The sequence below is a fragment of the Streptomyces triticirhizae genome (genome assembly GCF_003696235.1).
Classification (GTDB): domain Bacteria; phylum Actinomycetota; class Actinomycetes; order Streptomycetales; family Streptomycetaceae; genus Streptomyces; species Streptomyces triticirhizae.
On sequence record NZ_RFFJ01000041.1, the window covers coordinates 14,813 to 37,425 of the forward strand.

Below are 22,613 nucleotides of genomic sequence, written 5' to 3' on the forward strand. Positions count from 1 at the left end.
GACCGTGACCGACGTACGCGAGACAGGAACCGAGCCGATGACCGTCGAGCCTCCCGAGACAGACGGCCAGGTGCTGGTCGCCTCCAACCGTGGCCCGGTGAGCTACACGCGTTCCGGCGCCGACGGCGCGCTGACCGCCAGGCGCGGGGGCGGCGGGCTGGTCTCCGGGCTGAGCGCCCTGGGCGGCGACGCCGGCACCTGGGTCTGCGCGGCGCTCAGCGACGACGACCGGGCGGCCGCCGAGGCGTACGGCGGGCGGCTGCCGGCCGAGGACACCGGCGGCCAGTCGGTGCGGATGCTGGACATCCCGCGCGAGACCTTCGAGGCCGCGTACAACGGCGTGGCCAACTCGGTGCTGTGGTTCGTCCACCACCTGCTCTACCAGACGCCGCTTGAGCCCGTCTTCGACGAGGAGTTCGAGGCCGCGTGGGCGCGGTACCGCGCCTACAACCGGGCGTTCGCCGACGCGCTCGCCGAGGAGGCGGAGCGGGGCGCCGCGGTGCTGGTGCAGGACTACCATCTGGCGCTCGTTCCCGGGCTGTTGGCCAAGCGCCGGCCCGACCTGCGGATCGGGCACTTCTCGCACACGCCGTGGGCGCCGCCGGACCTGTTCCGGGTGCTGCCCGACGAGGTGGCGCGCGAACTGCTGCTCGGCATCCTCGGCGCCGACCGCGCGGCGTTCCTCACCGGGCGCTGGGCGCGGGCGTTCACCGACTGCTGCGCCGCGCTGCTGGGCGCCGAGGTCGGCGAGGGAACGGTCACCCACCAGGGCCGCACCACCCGGATCGGCGTGCACGGCCTGGGCGCGGACGCGGAGTTCCTGCGGGAGCGGGCGTCGCGGCCCGACGTGGACGAGCGGCTGGCCGAGCTGCGGGAACGGGTCGGGCCCGGGCGTTCGACGATCGTGCGGGTGGACCGGACGGAGCTGTCGAAGAACATCGTGCGCGGCCTGCTCGCCTACCGCAGGCTGCTCACCGACCGGCCCGAGTGGCACGGCCGGGTCGTCCATGTCGCGTTCGCCTACCCGTCGCGCCAGGACCTGGCGATCTACCGGGAGTACACGGCTGAGGTGTCGCGGGTCGCCGAGGCGATCAACGCGGACTTCGGCCGGGACGGCTGGACGCCGGTGGTGCTGCACGTCAAGGACGACTTCGCGCGTTCGCTGGCCGCCTACCGGATGGCGGACGTGGCGCTGGTCAACCCGATCAGGGACGGGATGAACCTGGTCGCCAAGGAGGTCCCGGTGATCTCCGAGAACGGCTGTGCGCTGGTGCTCTCCCGGGAGGCCGGAGCGGCCGAGGAACTGGGCGCTGACGCGCTGTTGGTGAACCCGTACGACATCGCGGGCACCGCCGAGGCGCTGCACCGCGCGCTGACCCTGGACCAGCCGACGCGGGAGGCCCAGGCGAAGCGGCTGGCCGAGGCCGCCACGGCCCTCCCCCCGACGGCGTGGTTCCTGGCCCAACTGGACGCGCTGCGGGGCTGGTAGCCGGCCCACAACCGACCACGCGCCTTGGCCACCCCGGACCGCTGTCGTCCCCGCCCTGGCCGGCTAGGCCAGCTCGTCGGCCAGGGCCGTGAGGAGCGCCGCCAGGCCCTCCGGGCCCTGGACGGTCAGGTCCGTCGCCTCGGCGAGTGCCGTGACCTCCGTGCTGCCGCTGCACACCCGCAGCCCGGGGGTGCCGGCCTTCGCCAGGTCGGCGACGGCGGCGAAGGCCGGCAGGTCGCCCAGGTCGTCGCCGGCGTACAGAACGGAGCCGGCGGCCGTCTCGCGCGCGAGCGCGGTCAGCGCGACACCCTTGTCCATCCCGCCCGGCCGCAGCTCCAACACCAGCCGCCCCGGCTCCAGATGCAGCTCGTGCCGCTCGGCCAGCCGCGCCAGCGGCTCGCGCAGCGTCTCGAACGCGCCCTGCGGGTCGGCCGCGCGGCGGGTGTGGACGGCCAGCGCGTTGCCCTTGTCCTCGATGAACGCGCCGGTGGGCGCGGTCAGTTCGGGAAGCTCGGCGCGGGCCGCCGCGACCCCCGGGTGCGGCGGCGGGGTGCGCAGCTCGCCGGGGGCGGCGTCCCAGCGCTCCGCGCCGTAGGCGCCGAGCACGATCAGGCCGCTCAGCTCGGGGTGGCCGGCGAACCCGCCGAGCCGGACGGCGACTTCGGCCGGACGTCCGGTGATCACCGCGATCACCGCGACCCGGCCGGCCAGCCTGGCCAGCGCCGGAACCGTGTCCGGGTGGGCCCTGGCCTGCTCGGGGTCGGCCACGATGGGCGCGACGGTGCCGTCGAAGTCGAGTGCGATCAGCGCCCTGGCCGGCTGGTCCAACAGCGCCGCGAGGCCGGCGCGCCCGGCCTCCGTGGTGGGTTGGGGAAGGCTGCCCATGGCAACGACCCTACCGGTGGGCTCGCTTGGCGTCGCGACGGCGTCGCAGTCGGTTGACCGTGACGGGGTCGTGGGCCAGAGCCAGCGGGTCGTCGAGCAGCGCGTTGAGCAGCTGGTAGTAGCGGGTCGGCGAGATGCCGAGCCGCTCGCGTATCGCGCGCTCCTTGGCGCCGGGGCCGGGCCAGGACGCCCGCTCCAGGGCGAGCACCGCCCGCTCCCGCTCCCCCAGCGCGCCGGACGGGTCAGGCGGGCCGTCCGGCTCGGCCGGTTCCCCGCTCAACCCGGCAGATTCCCCACTCATCCGGGCATCGTAACCAGCGGCACCGACAGCGCGGCGCCGGTGCCCGGGGCCCTGTTCCGGATCGGCCGCGCGGGCTCACTCGTTCGGTGATCTTGCGTTAGTGGACTAGACCTCTCGGGGTCCTCCGGGCGAGACTGGCGCGTGTGAGTCTCCAGGAGCACCAAGCGAGATACGTGATCGCCCTCGACGTCGGGGGCACCACGCTCAAGGCCGCGTTGACCGGACCCGACAACGAGCCGTTCCTCCGCGCCCGGAGGGACACCGCCACCGAGGGGCCCGAGGCGGTGGTGGCCGGAATCCTGGACCTTGTCGCCGAGTTGGCCGCCGAGGGCCGCGCCCGGCGCGGCGGCCCGCCCGCCGGGGTCGGCCTGGCCGTGCCCGGCGTGGTGGACGAGGCCGCCGGCATGGCCCGGTACAGCGCCAACCTCGGCTGGCGCGACGTGCCGCTGGCGCGGCTGGTCGCCGAGCGGCTGGACGGCACGCCGGTGGGCCTGGCCCACGACGTGCGGGCCGGCGGGCTGGCCGAGGGGCGGCTGGGCGCGGGGGCGGGCGTCGGGCGGTTCTTCTTCGTGGCGCTGGGCACCGGGATCGCCGGGGCCATCGGCGTGGGCGACCGGATGGAGCCGGGGGCGCACGGGGGCGCGGGCGAGATCGGGCATGTGGTCGTGCGCCCCGGTGGTGCGCGGTGCGGCTGCGGCCAGTACGGCTGTCTGGAGACGGTGGCCTCCGCCTCGGCCGTGGGCCGGGCCTGGGCGGAGGTCTCGGGCGCGGCCGGCGCCAGCGCCGCCGACGCGGCGCGCGCCGTCCGGGCCGGCGACGCCCGCGCCAACGGGGTCTGGCGGGAGGCGGTGGACGCGCTGGCCGACGGCCTGATGGTCGTGGTCAACCTGCTGGACCCCGAGGTGGTGATCGTCGGCGGCGGGCTCGCCGAGGCCGGCGAGACCCTGCTCGACCCGCTGCGTTCGGCGCTCGCCGCCAAGGCCACCTTCCAACGACTGCCGGCGGTGGTGCCCGCCGCGCTCGGGGAGTCGGCCGGCTGCCTGGGCGCCGGCCTGCTCGCCTGGGACCGAAGCCAACTCCCCCACACCCCGGAGGTTTCCCCGTGACCGCGACCCGTGACGCCGCCCAACCGACGTCCAGCACCGCCGAGTTCGTCGTTCCCACCGGCGCGGACGCCGGCGCGGCGCGCACCAGACTCGTCGGGGGCCGCGTGGTGACGCCCGATGCGGTGGTGGAGAACGGCGAGGTGGTCATCGAGGCCGGGGTGATCGTCGGGGGCTCGACGGGGGAGGCGGCGGAGCCGGCGGGCACGGCCGTGGTGGACCTGGACGGGTGCTGGCTGGTGCCCGGCTTCGTCGATCTCCATGTGCACGGCGGCGGCGGGGCCTCGTTCTCCGCCGGGAACGCCGAGGAGGCGCTGCGGGCGATCGCCACCCACCGGGCGCACGGCACCACCACGATGGTGGCCTCCACGGTGACCGGGGCGCTGGACGACCTGGCCGCGCAGGCCGGGGTGCTCAGCGAGCTGGTGGAGCAGGGCGATCTGGCGGGGGTGCACTTCGAGGGCCCGTTCATCGCGGAGAACCGCTGCGGCGCGCACGACCCGACGCTGCTGCGCGACCCGGACCCGGCGGACGTCCGGAAGCTGGTCGACGCGGCCAGGGGCACCGCGCGGATGATGACGCTGGCGCCCGAACTGCCGGGCGGTTTGGCCTCGGTGCGGCTGCTGTCGGACCTCGGGGTGCTGGCCGCCGTGGGGCACACCGACGCCAGCTACGAGGTGACCCGGCGCGCGATCGAGGCGGGCGCGCGGGTGGCCACCCACCTGTTCAACGCGATGCCGCCGCTGGCCCACCGGGTGCCGGGGCCGATCGCGGCGCTGTTGGAGGACGAGCGGGTCGCGATCGAGTTGGTCAACGACGGGACGCATCTGCACCCGTCCGTGCTGGCGTTGGCGTTCCGTTCGGCCGGCGCGGACCGGGTGGCGCTGATCACCGACGCGATGGGCGCCGCGGGGATGGGCGACGGCAGCTATCCGTTGGGGCCGCTGCGCGTGGAGGTGGTCGACGGGGTGGCCAGGATCGCCGACGAGCGGACGCCGCCGGGCACGGGCGCGATCGCCGGCTCGACGCTGACCCTGGACCGGGCGCTGCGGCGCTCGGTGACGGTGGACGGGCTGCCGATCGTGGACGCGGTGCGGGCGCTGTCGACCACGCCGGCGCGGCTGTTGGGGCTCGGCGACCGGGTGGGCTCGATCGAGCCGGGCAGGAGCGCCGATCTGGTGGTGCTGGACGAGGCGTTGACGGTGGTCGGGGTGATGCGCGGGGGCGCGTGGCTGGCGCGCTCGTGACGCCGCGCACGCCGGCCCGTTCGGGCGCCGCCGCCTGCGGGCCGGAACGGGCCGCTATCCCTGGTCCTCGCTGATGTAGAGCTGGTCGACCACCGCGTCGCACGAGGCGGTGCAGGAGTACTGGATCGTGTTCTCGCCCTCGACCAGCTCGACCAGGTTCCAGGTGTGCGCCCAGGAGTCGTCGAAGGCGTCGCTGGCGTCGTTCCAGTCCAGCAGCTTGACCGGGTCCTCGCGGGGCGTGCCATTGACCGAGAACGACAGGGTCTGCCCGTCGCTGATCGCCGAGTAGCCCATGTAGACCCGGTACGTGCCCGGTTCGCCCTGGAAGTCAAACGTCCAGGTGATCGTGGAGCCCTGCCGGTTGAGCAGCGCGACATAGGAGCCGGAATCGGCCCTGGACCCCTGGAAGGTGGCCTCAAGCGCCGCCCCGCCGGTCAGCGTGAGCTGGGTGATGTCGGCGGCCGGCAGCTCGTCGGTCTCGGGCTCGTCGGACGGCTCCTCCTCCTCGCCCGTCGCGCCCTCGTCGTCCTCGCCCCCGCCGTCGCCGTCGTCCGTCGGCTCGGCGGTCTCCTGGCCGCTCGCCTCGTCGTTCTCGCCGTCGCCGCTGAAGAGGATCGCCGCGCCCACCCCGATCACCACGGCCAGCACCACGGCGATGGCGCCGATCAGCAGCCCGTTGCGCCGGTTGTCCTGGTCGCCGCGACGCCGGTCGGAGGGCGGGCCGCCGCCGTAGCCGCCGGGCTGGGTCTCGGGTGCCGCGTACCTGGCGTCCGGCGAGTGCTGCTGCCGGTACCCCTGCTGGCCCCCGAAGGTGCGCTCCCCCACCGGGCGCACCTGGTTGTACGAGGGCTGCCGGGGCGCCGCCGGAGGTGGGGCCTGCCCGGCCTCGGGTCGATAGAGGTAAGCGAACGGGTCGTCGCCCCCGTCAGGCGTGCCCTGGCCGCTGTTCCCCGCGCTCATCGACTGCCGCTCCTTCGTTGCGGTACCACATGTCCCACCCCACCTGTCTGGGCGCGAGCCTACCCCGTTCGAGCGAACGCCCGAGCCAGCCGGCGCACCGCCCCCGGCGGCCGCCGCAGCGGGGCAGGTCAGGGGCGGCGCACGGGTCGCGCGCTGGCGCGGCGCGCGGCCCGGAACGGGTCGGTGGGGTCTCAGCCGTGGGGTCAGCCGGCGCGGCGGCGGCCCTGGGCGCGGGACCGCTTCTCGATGTACATCCGCTGGTCCGCCGACTCCAGGATCTCCTCGGTGGTCATCCCGCAGGACGCCCAGCCGATGCCGAAGCTGGCGCCGACCCGCACCGAGCGGCCCTCCACCCGGATCGGCGGGATGATCGCGCTGCGCAGCCGGACGGCCAGGTCGTTGGCGTCCTTGGGGCCGAGCCCCTCGGCCAGCACCACGAACTCGTCGCCGCCGAGCCGGGCCACGGTGTCGTTGTCCCGCACCCCCTGCTCCAGCCGGCGGGCCACCTCGACCAGGACGGCGTCGCCGCAGACGTGGCCGAAGCGGTCGTTGATCGACTTGAAGCCGTCCAGGTCGCAGAAGAGCACCGCGAGCCCCTTGCCGTCGCCGCCGGGGGCGTCGGGCTGCCACACGTGTTCGTGGTGGTCGAAGGAGTGTGGGCGGCCCAGGCCGTAGCCGTCGAACGCGGCGGCGCCGACCACCTCGGGGGCGGGCGCCGGGTAGGGGCGGGACTCCGGCGGGTTGGCGCAGATCCGGCCGCCGAGCCGGGCGCGCAGCTCGGCGCTGTTGGGCAGGCCGGTGAGCGAGTCGTGGCTGGCGCGGTGCGCCAGGGCCAGCTCGTGGCGCTTGCGCTCCTCGATGTCCTCGACGTGGGTCAGCTGCACCTGGGGCCCGGCGGCCGGGTCGGCGACCACCGAGTTGCGCAGGCTGACCCAGACGTAGGAGCCGTCCTTGCGGGCCAGCCGCAGTTCGGCCCGGCCGCCGTCGTTGGCGGTGCGCAGCAGCGTTCCCATGTCCTCGGGGTGCACGAGGTCGGCGAAGCTGTAGCGGCGCAGCACGGCGACGGTGCGGCCGAGCAGCCGACAGAGCGCGTCGTTGACCCGCAGCAGCCGGCCGTCGCTGTCGCCGCCGACCTCGGCGATGGCCATCCCGCTGGGCGCGTACTCGAACGCCTGCCGGAAGCTCTCCTCGCTGGCGCGCAGCGCCTCCTGCTCGCGCTCCAGGCGCACCAGCGCGCGCTGCATGTTGCCGCGCAGCCGGGCGTTGCTGATGGCGATGGCGGCCTGGGATGCGTAGAGCTGGAGCGCCTCGCAGCCCCAGGGGCCCGGGCGGCGGCCGTTGCGCGGCTTGTCGACCTCCAGCACGGCGAGCAGCTCGCCGTCCGAGGCGTACATGGGCGCGAAGAGCCGGTCCATCGGGTGCCACTCGTCCGGATAGCGCGGCGCCGGGCCCGTGGTGTGCCACTGGGGAACGTCGTCGTGGTCGAGCACCCAGCCGTCGGTGTACGGGATGAAGCGCAGTTCGCCCCAGCGCTCCCCCATGCTCAGCCGGCGCTCCCAGGAGGCGCGCGAGCCGGTGCGGCCGGCGATGGCGGCCTCGGCCTTGTCCACCTCGACCCGGTCGGCGCCGGCCACGGCCGCGACCAGCAGGTCTCCGTCGGGCCTGACCACGTTCACGGCGGCCAGTTCGAAGCCGAGCGCGGTCACGGTGCCGTCGGCGACGGTCTGAAGGGTGTCCGCCATGCTGCGGGCGGTGTTCAGCTGAGCGACGACCTGGTGCAACTCCCGCAGCGAAGCGAGGCGCACATAGGGCTCCGTCTCCGTTTCCATCACTCCCCCGGGTGAAATGCACGTGCAGATACAGAGGCCACTGAATCACAGGGAGCTGCCCACTAGGTACACAGGGTCAGCGATTAGTAGCCTACTGTGACTCATGTCACACTGCGAGCAGGCTCGGTCGCGGGACGTAGGACGAGTCGGGACAAAGCCCTGGTTCCGGGGTCCGATGCGATTCCCCCGACCGGGGCGTTAGCGTGCCGGGGTGTCCCTACCAGCTCGACGGCCCACCGCGCCCCACGATGTCGCTGCCCCCTCGTTCCCCCATCCTGAGGGGGTGAGCGAGGAGGAGTTCCGCAGCGCGATGGCGCGGCTTGCCGGCGGGGTGGTGTTGGTCACCGCGCACGACGAGGACGACGGTCCGGCCGGCGCGCCCGCCGGGATGACGGCGACGGCGTTCCTCTCCGTCTCGCTCAGCCCGCCGCTGGTGCTGGTCAGCGTGCGCTCAGGCTCCCGGATGGACGACGTGCTGGAGCGGAGCCCTGGGTGGGCGGCCTCGCTGCTGAGCCAGGAACAGCGGGTGCTCGCCGGCCGGTTCGCGATGAGTGGGCGGCTCAGCGACCGGCTCCTCTTCCGTGAGGTTCCGCACACCCTGGGGGAACGCTCGGGGGCGCCGCTGGTCAAGGGGGCGCTGGCGACGCTGGAGTGCGAGACCGAGAGCCGGGTGGCCGCCGGCGACCACACGCTGGTGATCGGGCGGGTGTTGGACACCACGCTGAACGGAGAGGCCGGGGAGCCGTTGCTCTACTACCGGGGCGCCTACCGGCGCATGGGCTGAGCCCCGGCGCCCCCTCGCGCTCCCACGCGCCGCCGCGCTCAGTCCCAACCGCCCCTGCCGGAGCGGCCCTTCTTCACCTCGGAGCGGTGCCGCTTCTCCCGCAGCCGGCGCTCCTTCAGCGCGCGCGGCGGCTTCTTCGGGCGGCGGGGCCTGGGCGGCGGCGCGGTCGCCTCGGCCAGCAGCTCGGCCAGCCGGCGGGCCGCCGCCTCCCGGTTCCGCCACTGCGAACGGTGCTCGCTGGCGCGGACCACCAGCACGCCCTCGTCGGTCAGCCGGCCGGCGAGCCGGGTCAGCGCGCGTTCCTTCCACACCTCGGGCAGCGCGGTGGTGGCGGCCAGGTCGAAGCGCAACTCGGCCTGGCTGTCCGAGGTGTTGACATGCTGGCCGCCCGGCCCCGAGGAACGTGAGAACCGCCAGCGCAGCTCCGACTCGGGCAGGCTGACCGCACCACGGATGGGAAGGTGACCGGACATGTGTGCCATGGTCCCGCCTCCGCCGGCCGCGCGCACCACCGTTTCGGCGCGGGCGCCTGCGCGCCGGCGTCGTCGCGGGGCGTTCGTCGTGTGCGGGTTCCCGGACTTTCCCCGGAGTTTTCCGCGAGCCCGCCGTGGAACCGGTGCTCGGCTGACATCGTTGGGGACAGTGAGAGTAACGTCTTCGCAAAGAAGACCAGAACGATCCGGACTAAGGGGATTTCTCCATGGGTGTGAGCCTGTCCAAGGGCGGCAACGTCTCGCTGAGCAAGGAGGCTCCAGGACTGACCGCGGTCACCGTCGGCCTGGGCTGGGACGTCCGCACCACCACCGGTACCGACTTCGACCTGGACGCCAGCGCCCTCGCGGTCAACAGCGCCGGCAAGATCGTTTCGGACCAGCACTTCATCTTCTACAACAACCTCGCCACCCCCGACGGCACCATCCAGCACACCGGTGACAACCTCACCGGTGAGGGCGAGGGCGACGACGAGCAGATCAAGGTCGGCCTGTCGGGCCTGCCGCCGGAGGTCGACAAGATCGTCTTCCCGGTCTCGATCCACGACGCCGACAACCGTGGGCAGAACTTCGGCCAGGTGCGGAACGCCTTCATCCGCGTCGTCAACCAGGCCGACGGGAACGAGCTGGCCCGCTACGACCTGACCGAGGACGCCTCCACCGAGACCGCCATGGTCTTCGGCGAGCTGTACCGGAACGGCGCCGAGTGGAAGTTCCGCGCGGTCGGCCAGGGTTACGCCTCCGGCCTGGCCGGCATCGCCCAGGACTTCGGCGTCAACATCTGAGGTCCCGCTGTTGAGGTCCTGATCGGACGTCCTGTGGCGGGGGCGTCGGCCCGGCGTTCCGTCATCGTCGGGTCATCGCGCGCCCGCGCCCGACGCGCGCCCCCGGACGGCTCCGGCCGTCCGGGGGCAGCCGCGTCAGCCGATCTCGACCACGGCCCGCAGGGCCGCGTCGTGGCTGTGCGCGCCGACCACCAGGCCGTAACGGCCGGGCGGGGTCGCCCAGTCGCCGGCCGTCACATCCCAGACGGCGAACGCCCGGGCCGACACGGTCAGCGTGATCTCGTCGGCCTCGCCCGGGTCCAGCTCCGTTCCCTCGAACGCCGCCAACCACCGCACCGGGCGCTCCGGTTGGCCGCCGGCGGGCGGCTCCAGATACGCCTGAGCCAGGCATCTGCCGCGCCGCTCCCCGGTGTTGCGCACGGCGACGGTCACGGTGACCGGCTCGCCCGGCGCCGCGCGCCCGGGCGCGGTCAGCTTGTCGAAGGCCCAGGAGGTCCAGCCCAGGCCGAAGCCGAACGGCCGGGCCGGCTCGACGCCCGCCGCGTCCCAGGCGCGGTGGCCGACGAACACCCCCTCCGCGTAGTCCAGCACGCCGTCCACCGGGGTCAACGGCCGCTCGGGGACGTCCCGTTCGGACGCCGGCAGCGTCCAGGGCAGCCGGCCCGCCGGCTCGGTCACCCCCAGCAGCACGTCCGCCAGCGCGGCCCCGCACTCCTGGCCGGGGAACCACGCCCACACCACGGCGTCCACGGCCGTCCCGGCGTTCGTTCCGGTCGTTCCATCGGCGCCGTTCGTTCCGTCCGCGTCGTCGCGCTCGTCGAGCCAGGGCAGCAGCACCGGGGCGCCGGCGTTGACCACCACCACGGTGGGCGTGCCGGTCGCCGCCACCGCGCGCACCAGCCGGTCCTGGGCGCCGGGCAGGGCGAGCGACGTCCGGTCGAAACCCTCGCTCTCCACCTCGTCGTTGGTGCCCACGACCACCACCGCCACGTCCGAGCCGGCCGCCGCCTCGGCCGCCGCCGCGATCCGTTGGTCCAGCGAGGGGCGCGGCGGCTGGTGGCGGAGGACGACCACGCCCCAGTGGCCGAAACCGCCCAGGTCCGGGATCGCGAGATCGACCCGCACCTCGACCGTGCGCCGGCCAGCGACCTCGACCTCGGCCCTGCCGCCGCGCGGGTTGTTGTTCACCGAGGCCAGCACGTCGTCGGCGGTCGCGTGACGCGGCTCGTGGTGGACCAACCCGCCGTCCACCCAGGTGCGGTGGGCGCCGAGGACGCCGGCCTCCAGCAGGTGCGTGCCGTCGCCCACCAGCTCCACCTCGGCGGTGACGCGGGCCCGCGTCTGCCCGGGCTCGCGGCGGCTGGCGCTCGTCCAGGGCCGCTCCAGCGGCTGCCGCGCCACGACCGCGCCCTCGTCGTCGAGCCACTCGACGGTGGCGCCGCGCAGCGCCTCCCCGTCCAGCGGCGGCAGCAGGCCCCGGGCGTCGCAGCCCTGCTCGACGACCAGCTCCACGCCGTCGCCGAGCGCGGCCCGCAGCCCCTCGGCCGGCGACACCACCCGCTCGGGATAGGTCCGCCCGCTGCCGCCGCCCTGGGTGAAGGCGTCCACGGCGTTGGGCCCCAGCAGCGCGACGCGCCGCAGCCGCGAGCGGTCCAGCGGGAACGCGCGGCCGTCGGCGCGCAGCCCACCATCGAACGGGCCGCCAACTCCCGTAGCTCGGACGGGACATCGACCTCGGGCGCCGGGCGCGGCTCGCCGTCGTCCAGCGCGCCGACCCGGCGCGCCAGCCGCAGCACCCGGGCGGCCTTGTCGTCCACCAGCGCCTCGGGGACCTCCCCCGACTCCACGGCGGCCAGCAACGCGCCGCCGCTCCACGGCCCTTCGGGCCCCGGCATCACCAGGTCGAGCCCGGCCAGCGCGGTGGGGGCGCAGCTCTGCGGGGCCATCCAGTCGCTGACGACCACGACGTCGAAGCCCCAGCGCCGCTTCAGGGTGTCGGTCAGCAGCCGCCGGTGCTCGCACGCCGGGGCGTGCTCGTGGCCGTCGTCCAGGCCGTTGTAGGTGGCCATGACCAGCCACACGCCGGCCTCGACGGCGGCCTCGAACGGCGCGAAGTAGACCTCGTGCAGGGTGCGTTCGTCGACCCGGGAGACATAGGTGGTGCGCTCGGTCTCGCTCTCGTTGGCGACGAAGTGCTTGACGCAGGCCGCCACGCCGTGGCTCTGGATGGCGGTGACCAGCTCGGCGACCACGGCGGAGGTGAGCGCGGGGTCCTCGGAGTCGAACACGCCCCGCAGAAGAGCCTGCTCTTCAACGACCTGCTGCACGGGGTGCGGGACGCGACGGCCTTCGCCGGGGACGCCGGGCTGGCGGGCACGGCGTTCAACGACCGGGTGGTGTCGCCGCCGGCGCTGGCCTACATGTGGGTGGGCGCCGGGGAGTTCTACGCCCACTACGACCCGCTGGACCGCACCGGGCGGTCGATGGTGACCCCGGCCCACGAGGTGCTGGCCGACTTCGGGCTGCCACACGAGGAGCTGTCCGCACGGTTCGCGGCGGATCTGGCGGCGCACCGGGCCGAGTTGGCGCGGGTGCCGCTGCTGGGCGAGGTCTTCGCGTTCTCGCTGTGGCTGACGTGCTTCACCTCGGGGGTGATCGCGGGCGCGCTGTTCGACAAGCCGGACCCGGGGCTGCTGGACGAGGCGTTCCAACAGCCGTGGGCGGAGGCGACGTTGGCGACCCTGCCGGCCTCCTCGCTGCGGAAGATGGCGGCGCACGGGGAGTTGCGCGCGGTGGCGCGGCACTATGTGCCGCTGTGCCGCGCGGATCCGAACGAGACCGTCTAGCCCAGCAGCCCGGCGACCCAGGTCACACGGGGCGCGAGACCGGCCGCCTGGTCGCGTAGCTCGTGGCTGAGCCGGGCCGGCTCGGTGAGCAGTCTCGGTCCCCAGTGGGCGATCAGCTGGTCGTCCGGCGCGCGTTCGGCGGCCCGCAGGAGCAGCCGCGCGATCCGTTCGGCCGCCGCCTCGCCCTCGGCGCGGTGCAGGCCGACGGCCTCGCGCAGGTCGCGGTGGGCACGATCGACCGCCAGCAGCCTGGCCAACTCGGGCAGCGGCGCGCGGGAGTCGTCCACCCGCAGGTTCACCGGCTCGTCCTCGTGCTCCCCCACGACGAGGAGCGCGGCCGACTGCCGGCCGCGCGCGTCGCCTCCCGCCTCGTCGCCGGCGGTCAGCGCGGCCAACAGCCGTTCCGGCAACGGCAGTTCGGCGGACCGCCGCCACCCCTCGGCCAGCGCCGGGACGACGTCGTCGCTCGCCAACGTGTTCCCCTGCACGGCGACCCGCTCGTCTTCCCGCTCGCCGATCCGGTGGCCCGCGCTCGCGGTGCACGCGTCGCCGGTCCAGGAGGCCACCCGCCCGGCGTGATCGGTCACCGCGAGTTGCCGCCCCGGGGCGTCTGGCAGCGCCGCGAGGGCCGCCACGGCATCGGCCGGCTCGGCCCCCCGCGCCACGAGTTCCAGCGCCGCCTCCGCGTGCCACAGCGACGAGGCCGCCTGCGCCACCGCCACGCCCACCCCACGACGCGCCACCGGCGCCCGCGCCCCGATCGCCAGCACACAGCTCGCCACCGCGACGCCGACGAGCCCACTGTCCGGGTCATGGCCCACCACCGAGAACGTCATGTCCCCCACACTGGCCGATGTCGCGTTCGTTCGGCCAGGGGTTCACCCCCGGGCCCGTGACCGTTCCCCGGCGTCGTCGAGGGCTCAACGCCCCGAACGACGCCGGGAGGGTCACCGGGTCGGCCTCGGCGGCCGGCCCTACCTGAGGTGGCGGTCGAAGAACCGGTGCGCGTCGTCCAGTTCGAACCGGGGGGTGCCGGTGTGGCCGCCCAGGTTGGCGTGCAGGGTCTTCTCCCTCGTGCCGAAGGCGTCGAACAGGTCCAGGGCCCGCTGCCGGGGGTTGCCCTCGTCGTCCCACTGCAACAGCATCAGCAGCGGAACGGTGACCAGCCGGGCCTCCGCGCGCTGGGCGCGCGGCACGAACCCGCCGGCGAAGAAGCCGGCGGCGACGATGCGCGGTTCGACCGCCGCGAGCCGGACGCCGAGGGCCATCCACCCCGAGTAGCCCACCGGGCCGCCGACTTCGGGCAGCGAGAGGAGGGCGTCCAGGGTGGTCCGCCACTCGGGCGCCGCCCGCTCCACGAGCGGGCCGACGAGGGACTCCAGGATCTCGTCGACCGGCTCGCCGGCCCGCGCCGCGCGGCGGAGTTCGGCGCGGGCCCGCTCGTCGGCGGCGGAGAGCGGCCGGTCGCCGCACCCGGCGGCGTCGATGGTGGCCACCGCGTAACCGCGCGCGGCGCTGATCCTGGCCCGCGCCACCAGCCGGTCCGCCGTCCTGGGCAGGCCGTTGTTGTGGGCCGTCAGAATCAGGGGAACGGGCCCGGCGGAGTCGGGCAGCCACAGGGTGCCGGGAACCTCGCCGAGGAGGAAGTCGCGTTCGACGACGCCGTCGTCGAGGCGGTGTTCGGAAGTGAACCGCATGGTCGTGTGTCCTTCGGGAGTGCGATGAACGGCGCTCCCGGACGACGACCTATCGCCCGACCGTGACCCCGAGAGGGAGCACCCATGTCGTTACCGCGTTCACGGGTACCACCTCCTCGCTCTGTCGCACGGCCTCGGGAACCGTAGCAGTGGTCCCGGTGGCGCGCGACAGTCCCGGCCCCGCAGGGCCGCCCCGCCCGGGCCGCCAGGGCCCGGGCTCCGGTCAGCCCCCGGCCAGCGCGCGGGCCGCGTACTCGAAGCGTTCCATCGCGTCGACCCAACGCAGCCCGCGATCCGCCGGGTCGAGCGCGAAGCGCAGCCCGTGCGCCCGCAGGCGGTAGCCCAGGTCGGTGTCCTCGAGTCCCCACTCCAGGTACGCCTCGTCGAAGCCGCCCACCGCCGTCAGGTGCTCGCGGCGCACCGAGACGTCGCAGGTGAACATGAGGTGCCAGCAGGTCTGGAGGTTGTTGAGGTTCTCGGAGAAGAAGTCCCGCGGCAGCCACTGGCACGGGTCGTGCCGGTGGTAGGCGATGTGCTCGGCGACGAAGCGGGGGCCGACGACCTGGTCGGCGTCGACCATCAGCACCAGTTCGCCGCCGGCCGCCTCGATGGCGGCGTTCCGGGCGGCGGCCCGCGAGGAACGGGCCGTCCTGGGCAGGTGGCGGCAGGTCAACGGGTAGGGCACGGACTCGGGAGGGAACGGACCATCCGCTCCGTTCCGTCGCCCGACCCGTCGTCGGCGACCACGACCTCGAAGGAGTCCCCGGGGTCGAGGACGTTCTGCCCGAGCGTGGCCAGCAGCAGCCACAGGTCATCCCGCGCGTTGTACGCCGGGACGATCACCGATACCCGCAGGGCCCCCGTTCCCCCGTTTCCTTCGAGCCCGGAACCCGGCTCAGCCCACGAAGATCGGGCGTCGGGAGAGCGCGCGCGGGGTGTTGAGGGCCCGCTTCGGCTTGCCCGCCGTCTCCTCGGCCAGCAGCTCCAGGAACGACTCGAGTGTCATCTGCTTCTGCTCGCCCAGCCGTTGGCGGACGGTCAGGTCCTCGCCGGACAGCTCCTTGGCGCCGACGACCAGGATGAACGGCACCCACTCGCGCTCCGCCTCGCGGATCTTCTTGCCGAGCTTGAGGTCGCGGTCGTCGACGTCCACCCGGAACGGAATCCGGTCGGCGAGCCGCATGGCGCCCTCGACATGGTCGTCGGAGACCGGCAGCAGCCGCACCTGGGTGGGCGCGAGCCACACCGGCCAGTGCGCCTTCTCGCCGCGCGCGACGCGCATCGCCTGGTTCTCCAGCATGGCGTAGACGTTGCGGTCCAGCGATCCGGAGACGGAGGTGTGCATCAGCAGCGGGTGCCGCTTGGAGCCGTCCTCGGCGACATAGTTGATGTCGAAGCGCTCGGTGTTCTCGACGTCGATCTGGACGGTGGAGAGGCAGGCGGCCTTCTTCGCGGTGTCGATGAAGTTCATCTCGAACTTGGCCACGAAGTAGAAGAACCGCTCGTCCCACACCTCGACCAGCGCGGGCCGGCCCAGGACGGCCATCAGCTCCTCGACGAAGCCGGGGTGCTCGTCCAGCCAGGAGCGGACGAAGCGGATCGCGGGCACGCAGTCGAGGCCGATGTCGTCGAGCCACTCGACGCAGAGTCTCACCTGCTTGATGAACTCCTGCTTGGCCATGTCCATGTCCTGGACGAGGCTGTGCATGTCCGGCATGGTGAACGACCGCAGCCGGCGCAGCCCGGCCACCTCGCCGCCCTGCTCCCTGCGGAACGAGAAGTGCGTCAACTCGTAGAGCCGGACGGGCAGGTCGTGGTGGGAGGCCACCATGTCGTGCTGGATCATGTACTGGCCGAAGCAGGCGGCGAAGCGGAGGAAGTACTCCTTCTCGTCGCTGCGCACCACGTACTGCCGCGCCGGGAAGCGGTGCAGGTACTTGGAGAGCGCCGGGTGCGCGTAGTCGTACATGATCGGGGTCTCGACCTCCATGGCGCCGTAGTCGACGACCATCTCGGTCACCCGCTGCTCCAACAGCCGCTTCATCAGCAGGCCCTTGGGGTACCAGCGGAGGTTGCCGGTGTCGGAGGCGGACTCGTAGTCCACCAGCTCCTGTTCGCGCATCAGCTTGATGTGCGGCGGGGCGTCCTCGGCGGTGCGGTTGCCCTCCCGCTCGTAGGCGAAGAGGTCGGACAGACCCTGGTGCGAGGCGAGGTCGAAGTCGTCGGCCAGCACGAAGCTGCCGTCCGGCTGGTAGATCCGCCACTCGGAGCGCAGCTGCCGTTCGGCGGCCAGCGCCTTGGACTCGGCGACGGGGTTGCCCCTGGCCGGCTCGTCGGCGTGCGAGGCGTCGGTGGGCGTGAGGGTCATCGACAGCTCGGAGAGCGGATGGCCCTTGCAGGCGACCTCGTACGACTTGTAGTACCCGAACGGGGCGCGGAAGACCTCAAGTCCCTTGTCGGCGCGCAGCTCCCCGGCCATCCGCTCGATGACGTCGGCCGCCGTCTGGGGCCGGGAGAGGTCGGAGGAGAGGTGCGCGTACGGATACACCATGATCCGCGTCGCCCCCACCTTCTCGGCGGTGGCGCGGATCTCGGCGACGGCCAGGTCGGCCACCCCGTCCGCGTCGGCCTCGTCGGGCTTCTCGACGGCCGTGAACGCGACGAGCACCTCCTCGACGCTCGCCTGGGAGTCGTCAGGGGCGAGTTCCCCCACGACGTCTGCGACGCTCGTTCGGTCGGTGACCCGGAACGAGAAGCGATCGGCGTGGACCAACATCAACCGCAAGGGAACCCCCTGCCTCCGGGGCGGGACGACCGACGGTGGGGCACCACCCGGAGTAGCGAAACGAGCGAGTACGCGAAGTACGTCGCGAAGATGGACAGTTCGGGATGTGCTGGGCGGTGACGACCGCCGTGCCGGGCGGCGCGTCAGGGCGCCAGTTTTTCGGCCACATCATACGCGGCGGCCGTCCCGGGACGACTCGGCGTTTTTTCCGGAGGGGGCCCGGCCGGCGGCCGTTTCAGGAGGGGCGCGTTCGGCGAGGCGGCGGCGCATCACGTTGGCCACCCGGGTGGGGCTGGTGTCGTGGAACGCGAAGAACGCGCCCAGGTCCGCGCGGCGCAGCTCGGACTCGCCGAGGTGGTCGGTGTCTCGGCCGGTTCGCCGATCGGTTCCCTGGTCGGTGCGCTCTCACGCGGGCTCGCCATGGCGCTTCCCCTTCCGTTGCTCGTCCCGCTGGTCGTCCCGCTGCTCGTCCCGTTGGTTCTCCCGGCGGTCCGTGGGCCGGCCCAGTGGGTGGCGGGTCAGCCGGGGCGCGGTGCGGTCGGGCGGCGGCAGCGCCTCGCGCCGCACCTCGGCGGCCAGTTCGGCGAGCGCGGCGTCCGGCGGGCACGCCCGGAACGTCTCGTGCGACCGGGAGCGCAGCTCCGCCGAGCCGTCCGCGCCCACCCGCAGCACATGCGGCACCAGCAGCGCGTCCGCCTCGGCCAGCGCCCGCTCCAACGGCTGGTCACGGTCGTCGAGTTCGGCGCGGACGCCGGCCGCCGCCAGCCGGTCGGCCAGCACCCGGGAGCCGCCGTCGATCCGGTAGGGCTCGTCCCCGTACAGGTCCACCTCCCCGTCGCCTCTGGTCAGTTCGGTGTAGGCGAGCGGAACCGGTAGCGGTCCCGCCCCAGCAGGTCGCCGACCGCGCCGGTGCCGCAGAACGTGCAGCGGTAGAGGCAGTCCCTGGTGGTGTAGACGGCGCCGGCGAAGCCCTCCCGCAGCACGGTCGGCAGCTCGTCGCGGGCCGGCCAGGGCAGTTCGTCGAAGGTGTCGATGTTGGTGAAGCCGATCAGCCGGGGCCGCCCCCGCCACCGCGCGACCGCGCGTGGGCGGCGATCGACGCCAGCCCCAGATGCTCGATCGGCAGGGAGTAGTACTGCCGCGGAGTAAGTCGGCGTTTCTGCCCGGAGAAAAAGGACTCACGGGCACCCGGAGGCCCGGAAAGCGAGGGAGGATTCACCAGAAGGACGGTCATGAACGGACCCCGTTGCCGCTCAGTTCGATGATGAATTGCCGTCCGCGCACACCCACCATCGGCTGACGAATGGCCAGCCCTTTGTTGCCGCGTTCTGCCGACTGTTGCCGTGCTCTTCCGACGCGCCTGTGAACGCCAGGCGACAGGCACACCAGCCGTGCTCCTGACCGGTACGTACAGAGGATGAACACGACCGCGCCCGGTTCCGGAACCCTGGGGGGAATGCGTGACCGAACCGAGAAGGGGCAAAGCCGGGTAAGGCCCCCGGCAACCCCGCCGAAAGCGGGGCGATCACCGGTCGCCCGGGCCATTCACCGAAGGGGAACTAAGGATTCCGCCGACCGTCGCGAACTCCGCCACCGGGTTCCGGAACCGGAAATGCCCGACGCCGACCGGTGAACGGCCGGAACCGCTGCTGACACCCCTTCGCACCGACCGTCCTCGGCGCCCGAAGGACCCGACGGATCGCCGCCGACCACGGTGAACTCCCTGTCAGCCCAACGTTGTTGGGCCCGCCCGCGCCGGGGACTTCGACGCGAGCCCAGGGGGACGCCGTGGCGTTGATCGAGGCACACGGGCTGACCAAGGTCCTCCGCCGGCCCGACCGGGCCCCGCGCCTCGCCGGCGCCGCCCGGCACCTGCTGCGCCGCCGCTACACCCCGCACACCGCCGTCGACCACGTGGACCTGGCGGTCGAGCCCGACGAGGCGGTGGCCTACATCGGGCCCAACGGCGCGGGCAAGTCCACCACGGTGAAGCTGCTCAGCGGCATCGTCCACCCCACCGAGGGCGAGGTCAGGATCGACGGGCGGGCGCCGCACCACGACCGGCAGGCGCTCGCCCGCCGGATCGGCGTGCTCTTCGGGCAGCGGACCCAGCTGTGGTGGGACCTGCCGGTGGCCGAACCGCTGGCCGTGCTGCGCGACCTGTACGGTGTGGAGAAGTCCGTCCACCGCAGGCGACTTGACCGCTTCGACGAGGTGCTGGGGCTCGGCGAGCTGATGGACGTGCCCACCCGCAAGCTCTCGCTCGGCCAGCGGATGCGCGCCGACCTGGCCGCGACCCTGCTGCACGGGCCCCGGGTGGTCTACCTCGACGAGCCCACCATCGGCCTGGACCTGTCCGCCAGGGAACGGGTGCTGCGGGTGCGCACCGAACGCCCCGTCGACCCCGACGCGGTGGCCGACGCGCTGCCCCGCGCCAGGGTCACGCGCGGGGACCAACCGGAGTGGCTCACCGTCAGGTTCGACCGCGCCGCCCTGACGGCGGGCGAGGTGGTGGGCGTGCTGTGGCTGGAGGCGCTGATCGTGGCCGGCGTGGGCGTCGCGCTCGCGCGGGGCGACGTGGGCTGGTCCGTGTGGCACGTTCCGCTGGCGGCGGTGGTGCTGGCCTCGGCCGTCGCCGTCCGGGTCGCGATCAACCTGGCGGCCAACGCGGTGGCGTTCTGGCTGACCAGCCCCACCTCGATGTTCGCCGTCGCGGTCCACCAGGCCGGCGACCTGGCGAAGTTCCCGCTCAGCGTCTACCCGGCCGGGCTGCGGCTGGCGCTGGGCATCCTGCTGCCGTTCGCCTTCGTGGGCACCTTTCCGCTGGGCTTCGTGCTGGCCGTCGGGGACCACGCCTGGCTGGGGCTGCTCACCCCGCTGGTCGCCGTCTACTGCTGGGCGGTGGCGCTGTTCGTCTTCCGCCTCGGGCTGCGCCGCTACGAGAGCGCCGGCAGCTGAGCGCCTGCCGGCTGACGCGCCGGGCGGCCGGCCTTCGGCCCGCACGGCATGGGGACTTGCCTTAGCCCACCCCGTACTGAAGGGTATGGGCCCATGCAGATCGTCATCACCTCGCGAAAGGCGGCGACGCTCGACACCTGGCGGCGGGCGGGCGCCGACGGCACCGAGGTGATCCTCCACCTGGGGCCGCGTTCGCCGCTGCCGGTGGACGCGATGGTGGTGGCCGGGGTGCACGCCTTCCCCCGCCTCGGCGGCCGGCCGCGCTGGGACCGCGCGCAGATCATCGAGAACACCCACGAGGACGACTGGCCCAAGTACCTGGTGGTGCCGCCGACTCGGCCGATGGTGCTGGGCGAGGACCGGGTCGCCCGCATCCACCCCGACTACCGGCGGATCAGCCCCGCCGGCTACGCCGCCTCCCGCGCGCTGGCCGAGATCGTCCGCTGGAACGCCAGCCAGGACGACACCATCTCGGCCGCCGAAGTGAACCTGCCGCTGCTGGAGTTCGACAACCCGGCCGACGCGGCCAGCGCCCGCGCCTTCCACCGCGCGCTGGGCGAGGTGCTGGCGACGACCGGCTGACCGCCCGGGGCGACCGGGCGCCGCCCGTTCAGTTCGCCTCGACCAGCCGCAGTTCGGGGTGGGCGGTGCCGCCCTCGATGGCGGTGGAGGACAGGTGCGAGACCACCCGGTCGTCCACCGGGTCGTTGGCCGGGTCCTCGTGCACGACCAGGTGCTCGTAGGTCGTCGCACGCTGCGCGGGGACCCGCCCCGCGTCCCTGATCAGCCGGATCAACTCCAGCCGGTTGGAACGGTGCTTGGCCCCGGCCGAGGAGACCACGTTCTCCTCCAGCATCACCGAGCCCAGGTCGTCCGCCCCGTAGTGCAGGGAGAGTTGGCCGACCTCCTTGCCGGTGGTCAGCCAGGAGCCCTGGATGTGGGCCACGTTGTCGAGGAAGAGCCGCGCCACCGCGATCAGCCGCAGGTACTCGAAGAGCGTCGTCTGGGTCCGGCCGCGCAGGTGGTTGTTCTCCGGCTGGTAGGTGTAGGGGATGAACGCGCGGAAGCCGCCCGTGCGGTCCTGGACGTCGCGCACCATCCGCAGGTGCTCGATCCGTTCCGCGTTGGTCTCCCCGGTGCCCATCAGCATGGTGCAGGTGGACTCGACGCCCAGGTTGTGCGCCGTCTCCATGATCGACAGCCACTCCTCGCCCGACTCCTTGAGCGGGGCGATCGCGGTGCGCGGCCGGGCCGGCAGCAGCTCGGCGCCGGCGCCGGCGAACGAGTCGAGCCCGGCGGCGTGGATACGGCGGATGGCCTCCCCGACGCTGACGTCGGAGATCCGCGCCATGTGCGCCACCTCGGAGGCGCCCAGCGAGTGGATCACCAGCTGGGGGAACGCCTCCTTGATCGCCGCGAAGTGCCGCTCGTAGTACTCGACGCCGTAGTCCGGGTGGTGGCCGCCCTGGAACATGATCTGGGTGCCGCCCAGCTCCACCGTCTCGGCGCAGCGGCGCAGGATGTCGTCCAGGTCCCTGGTCCACACCTTCTCGCTCTTGGGCGGGGCGTAGAACGCGCAGAACTTGCAGGCCGTGACGCAGGCGTTGGTGTAGTTGATGTTGCGCTCGATGATGTAGGTCGCGATGTGCTCCACGCCCGCGTAGCGCCGCCGGCGCGCGGCGTCGGCCGCCCGCCCCAGCGCGTGCAGCGGCGCGGAGCGGTAGAGGTCCAGCGCCTCCTCGGGGCTGATCCGCCCGCCCTCGGCGGCCCGGTCCAACACTCGGGTGAACTCGGCGCCCATCACGTTCCCTCCGACGGTTGCGGTGACCTCACGGCTGCTCCAGCGTACGTCAGGGCCCTCCGCGCCGGCCGGCCGGAGGTGGGCTGGTCGCCCCCGTCAGTCCTCGTCCTGCTCCAGGGTGAGCGAGCCCTCGGACTGGTTGCCCTCGGCGTAGCCGTTGAACGTCATCTCGCCCTCGCCCGCCGGGCGGAGCACGAACTCGAACGGCTCGGGGACGCAGGTGGCGGACAACGTCGAGTGCTCCGAGTCGAGTTCGGCCTCGAAGGTCAGCTGGCCGTCGGCGACGGCCTTGAGGGTGAGCTGGTCCACGCAGGTGGCCAGGCCGATCGCGTCCGTGGAGGAGGCGGTGCCCACCCGCTCGCCGACCCGCCCCTCGGAGACCTCGACGACCATGGTGCCCACCGAGAGCCCGCTCATCCGGATGTCGCCGACCCACTTACCCACGTACTCCTCGGGCACGGCCTCGGGGTCGGGCTCGTCCTCGCCGCCGCGCAGCAGGAACGCGGCCGTGCCCGCACCCGCCAGCAGCACCACCGCGAGCACCACGGCGAGCACCGTCCGCCGCCGGCGCCGCCGGCGCGGCGGGGCCGCCTCCTCCGAGCCGCCGGTCCTCGGGCCGGGCAGCGGCGCGCCGAAGGTCCCGGACGGCGCG

General features: G+C 73.6%; 22 protein-coding genes and 2 pseudogenes. 8 read left to right on the forward strand and 16 right to left on the reverse strand.

The annotated features are described in order from the left end of the window. Positions 1-37 precede the first annotated feature (37 nt). Positions 38-1,489: an alpha,alpha-trehalose-phosphate synthase (UDP-forming) gene (locus tag EBN88_RS10300; RefSeq protein ID WP_122183511.1), complete on the forward strand. Its 1,452-nt coding sequence runs from the start codon at positions 38-40 to the stop codon at positions 1,487-1,489. Positions 1,490-1,552: 63 nt separating this feature from the next. On the opposite strand, the gene otsB is transcribed toward EBN88_RS10300, so the two are convergent. Together otsB and EBN88_RS10310 are read right to left on the reverse strand one after the other, a co-directional pair. Beyond that, the gene (gene otsB, locus EBN88_RS10305) at positions 1,553-2,374 is read right to left on the reverse strand and encodes a trehalose-phosphatase (RefSeq protein ID WP_122183512.1); all 822 of its coding nucleotides are present in this window, start codon (positions 2,372-2,374) and stop codon (positions 1,553-1,555) included. Between the two features lie 10 nt (positions 2,375-2,384). Further along, entirely contained in the window at positions 2,385-2,675 is a 291-nt protein-coding gene (locus EBN88_RS10310; protein WP_122183513.1) for a DUF3263 domain-containing protein, read from the reverse strand. 143 nt (positions 2,676-2,818) lie between these two features. Here EBN88_RS10310 and EBN88_RS10315 point away from each other — a divergent pair, with 143 nt between their 5' ends. Then, a complete protein-coding gene (locus EBN88_RS10315; RefSeq protein WP_233580578.1) occupies positions 2,819-3,781 on the forward strand; it encodes an ROK family protein in 963 nt (320 codons plus the stop codon). 104 nt (positions 3,782-3,885) lie between these two features. Further along, positions 3,886-5,025 carry an N-acetylglucosamine-6-phosphate deacetylase gene (gene nagA, locus EBN88_RS10320; protein WP_267902547.1) on the forward strand — a complete coding sequence of 380 codons (1,140 nt, stop codon included), beginning with the start codon at positions 3,886-3,888 and terminating at the stop codon, positions 5,023-5,025. 54 nt (positions 5,026-5,079) lie between these two features. On the opposite strand, the gene EBN88_RS10325 is transcribed toward nagA, so the two are convergent. Then, entirely contained in the window at positions 5,080-5,985 is a 906-nt protein-coding gene (locus EBN88_RS10325; RefSeq protein ID WP_122183516.1) for a carbohydrate-binding protein, read from the reverse strand. Between the two features lie 203 nt (positions 5,986-6,188). Further along, positions 6,189-7,814, reverse strand: coding sequence for a diguanylate cyclase CdgB (gene cdgB / locus EBN88_RS10330; RefSeq protein ID WP_122183517.1), 1,626 nt, complete (start codon positions 7,812-7,814; stop codon positions 6,189-6,191). Positions 7,815-8,124: 310 nt separating this feature from the next. On the opposite strand from cdgB, the gene EBN88_RS10335 reads away from it, so the two are divergent. Then, a complete protein-coding gene (locus EBN88_RS10335; RefSeq protein WP_122183532.1) occupies positions 8,125-8,598 on the forward strand; it encodes a flavin reductase family protein in 474 nt (157 codons plus the stop codon). A gap of 38 nt (positions 8,599-8,636) precedes the next feature. Here the strand turns inward: EBN88_RS10335 and arfB are convergent, their stop codons facing one another. Then, the gene (arfB, locus tag EBN88_RS10340) at positions 8,637-9,080 is read right to left on the reverse strand and encodes an alternative ribosome rescue aminoacyl-tRNA hydrolase ArfB (RefSeq protein WP_122183518.1); all 444 of its coding nucleotides are present in this window, start codon (positions 9,078-9,080) and stop codon (positions 8,637-8,639) included. Positions 9,081-9,298: 218 nt separating this feature from the next. On the opposite strand from arfB, the gene EBN88_RS10345 reads away from it, so the two are divergent. Continuing rightward, complete coding sequence (locus EBN88_RS10345; protein WP_122183519.1) at positions 9,299-9,874, forward strand: TerD family protein; 576 nt, start codon at positions 9,299-9,301, stop codon at positions 9,872-9,874. A 135-nt stretch (positions 9,875-10,009) separates the two neighbouring features. Here EBN88_RS10345 and EBN88_RS10350 read toward each other — a convergent pair whose 3' ends face one another. Together EBN88_RS10350 and EBN88_RS32670 are read right to left on the reverse strand one after the other, a co-directional pair. Further along, positions 10,010-11,749 (reverse strand): glycoside hydrolase family 3 C-terminal domain-containing protein, encoded by a 1,740-nt coding sequence (locus EBN88_RS10350; RefSeq protein ID WP_122183520.1) that lies wholly within the window; start codon positions 11,747-11,749, stop codon positions 10,010-10,012. Next, positions 11,719-12,201, reverse strand: a pseudogene (locus EBN88_RS32670) (glycoside hydrolase family 3 N-terminal domain-containing protein); the annotation flags it as partial. The gene EBN88_RS10350 and the pseudogene EBN88_RS32670, both read right to left, overlap by 31 nt. On the opposite strand from EBN88_RS32670, the gene EBN88_RS30480 reads away from it, so the two are divergent. Next, entirely contained in the window at positions 12,091-12,720 is a 630-nt protein-coding gene (locus EBN88_RS30480; RefSeq protein ID WP_158621348.1) for a hypothetical protein, read from the forward strand. The pseudogene EBN88_RS32670 and the gene EBN88_RS30480 overlap by 111 nt on opposite strands. Here the strand turns inward: EBN88_RS30480 and EBN88_RS10365 are convergent. From EBN88_RS10365 to EBN88_RS30490, 7 genes are all read right to left on the reverse strand, one after another. Next, positions 12,717-13,556 carry a DUF1028 domain-containing protein gene (locus tag EBN88_RS10365; protein ID WP_122183521.1) on the reverse strand — a complete coding sequence of 280 codons (840 nt, stop codon included), beginning with the start codon at positions 13,554-13,556 and terminating at the stop codon, positions 12,717-12,719. The genes EBN88_RS30480 and EBN88_RS10365 overlap by 4 nt on opposite strands. 138 nt (positions 13,557-13,694) lie before the next feature. Next, positions 13,695-14,417: a dienelactone hydrolase family protein gene (locus EBN88_RS10370; RefSeq protein WP_122183522.1), complete on the reverse strand. Its 723-nt coding sequence runs from the start codon at positions 14,415-14,417 to the stop codon at positions 13,695-13,697. Positions 14,418-14,640: 223 nt separating this feature from the next. After that, positions 14,641-15,102, reverse strand: coding sequence for a galactosyltransferase-related protein (locus EBN88_RS32350; protein WP_158621349.1), 462 nt, complete (start codon positions 15,100-15,102; stop codon positions 14,641-14,643). Next, positions 15,087-15,260, reverse strand: coding sequence for a glycosyltransferase family 2 protein (locus EBN88_RS32355; RefSeq protein WP_158621350.1), 174 nt, complete (start codon positions 15,258-15,260; stop codon positions 15,087-15,089). The genes EBN88_RS32350 and EBN88_RS32355 overlap by 16 nt, the downstream gene beginning before the upstream one ends. Before the next feature lie 52 nt (positions 15,261-15,312). Next, positions 15,313-17,193 carry a threonine--tRNA ligase gene (locus EBN88_RS10385; protein WP_199742310.1) on the reverse strand — a complete coding sequence of 627 codons (1,881 nt, stop codon included), beginning with the start codon at positions 17,191-17,193 and terminating at the stop codon, positions 15,313-15,315. A 414-nt stretch (positions 17,194-17,607) separates the two neighbouring features. Further along, a complete protein-coding gene (locus EBN88_RS30485) occupies positions 17,608-18,030 on the reverse strand; it encodes a His/Gly/Thr/Pro-type tRNA ligase C-terminal domain-containing protein (RefSeq protein WP_158621351.1) in 423 nt (140 codons plus the stop codon). Between the two features lie 17 nt (positions 18,031-18,047). Next, on the reverse strand, positions 18,048-18,185 hold the full coding sequence (locus EBN88_RS30490) for a hypothetical protein (RefSeq protein ID WP_158621352.1): 138 nt from the start codon (positions 18,183-18,185) through the stop codon (positions 18,048-18,050). Between the two features lie 805 nt (positions 18,186-18,990). On the opposite strand from EBN88_RS30490, the gene EBN88_RS30495 reads away from it, so the two are divergent. After that, entirely contained in the window at positions 18,991-20,160 is a 1,170-nt protein-coding gene (locus tag EBN88_RS30495) for an ATP-binding cassette domain-containing protein (protein ID WP_158621353.1), read from the forward strand. Between the two features lie 93 nt (positions 20,161-20,253). Further along, positions 20,254-20,742, forward strand: coding sequence for a hypothetical protein (locus tag EBN88_RS10400; RefSeq protein ID WP_122183527.1), 489 nt, complete (start codon positions 20,254-20,256; stop codon positions 20,740-20,742). A 28-nt stretch (positions 20,743-20,770) separates the two neighbouring features. Here EBN88_RS10400 and mqnC read toward each other — a convergent pair whose 3' ends face one another. Then, positions 20,771-21,961, reverse strand: coding sequence for a cyclic dehypoxanthinyl futalosine synthase (gene mqnC, locus EBN88_RS10405; RefSeq protein WP_122183528.1), 1,191 nt, complete (start codon positions 21,959-21,961; stop codon positions 20,771-20,773). Positions 21,962-22,057: 96 nt separating this feature from the next. Beyond that, positions 22,058-22,613: pseudogene (locus EBN88_RS30500) on the reverse strand (hypothetical protein); the annotation flags it as partial.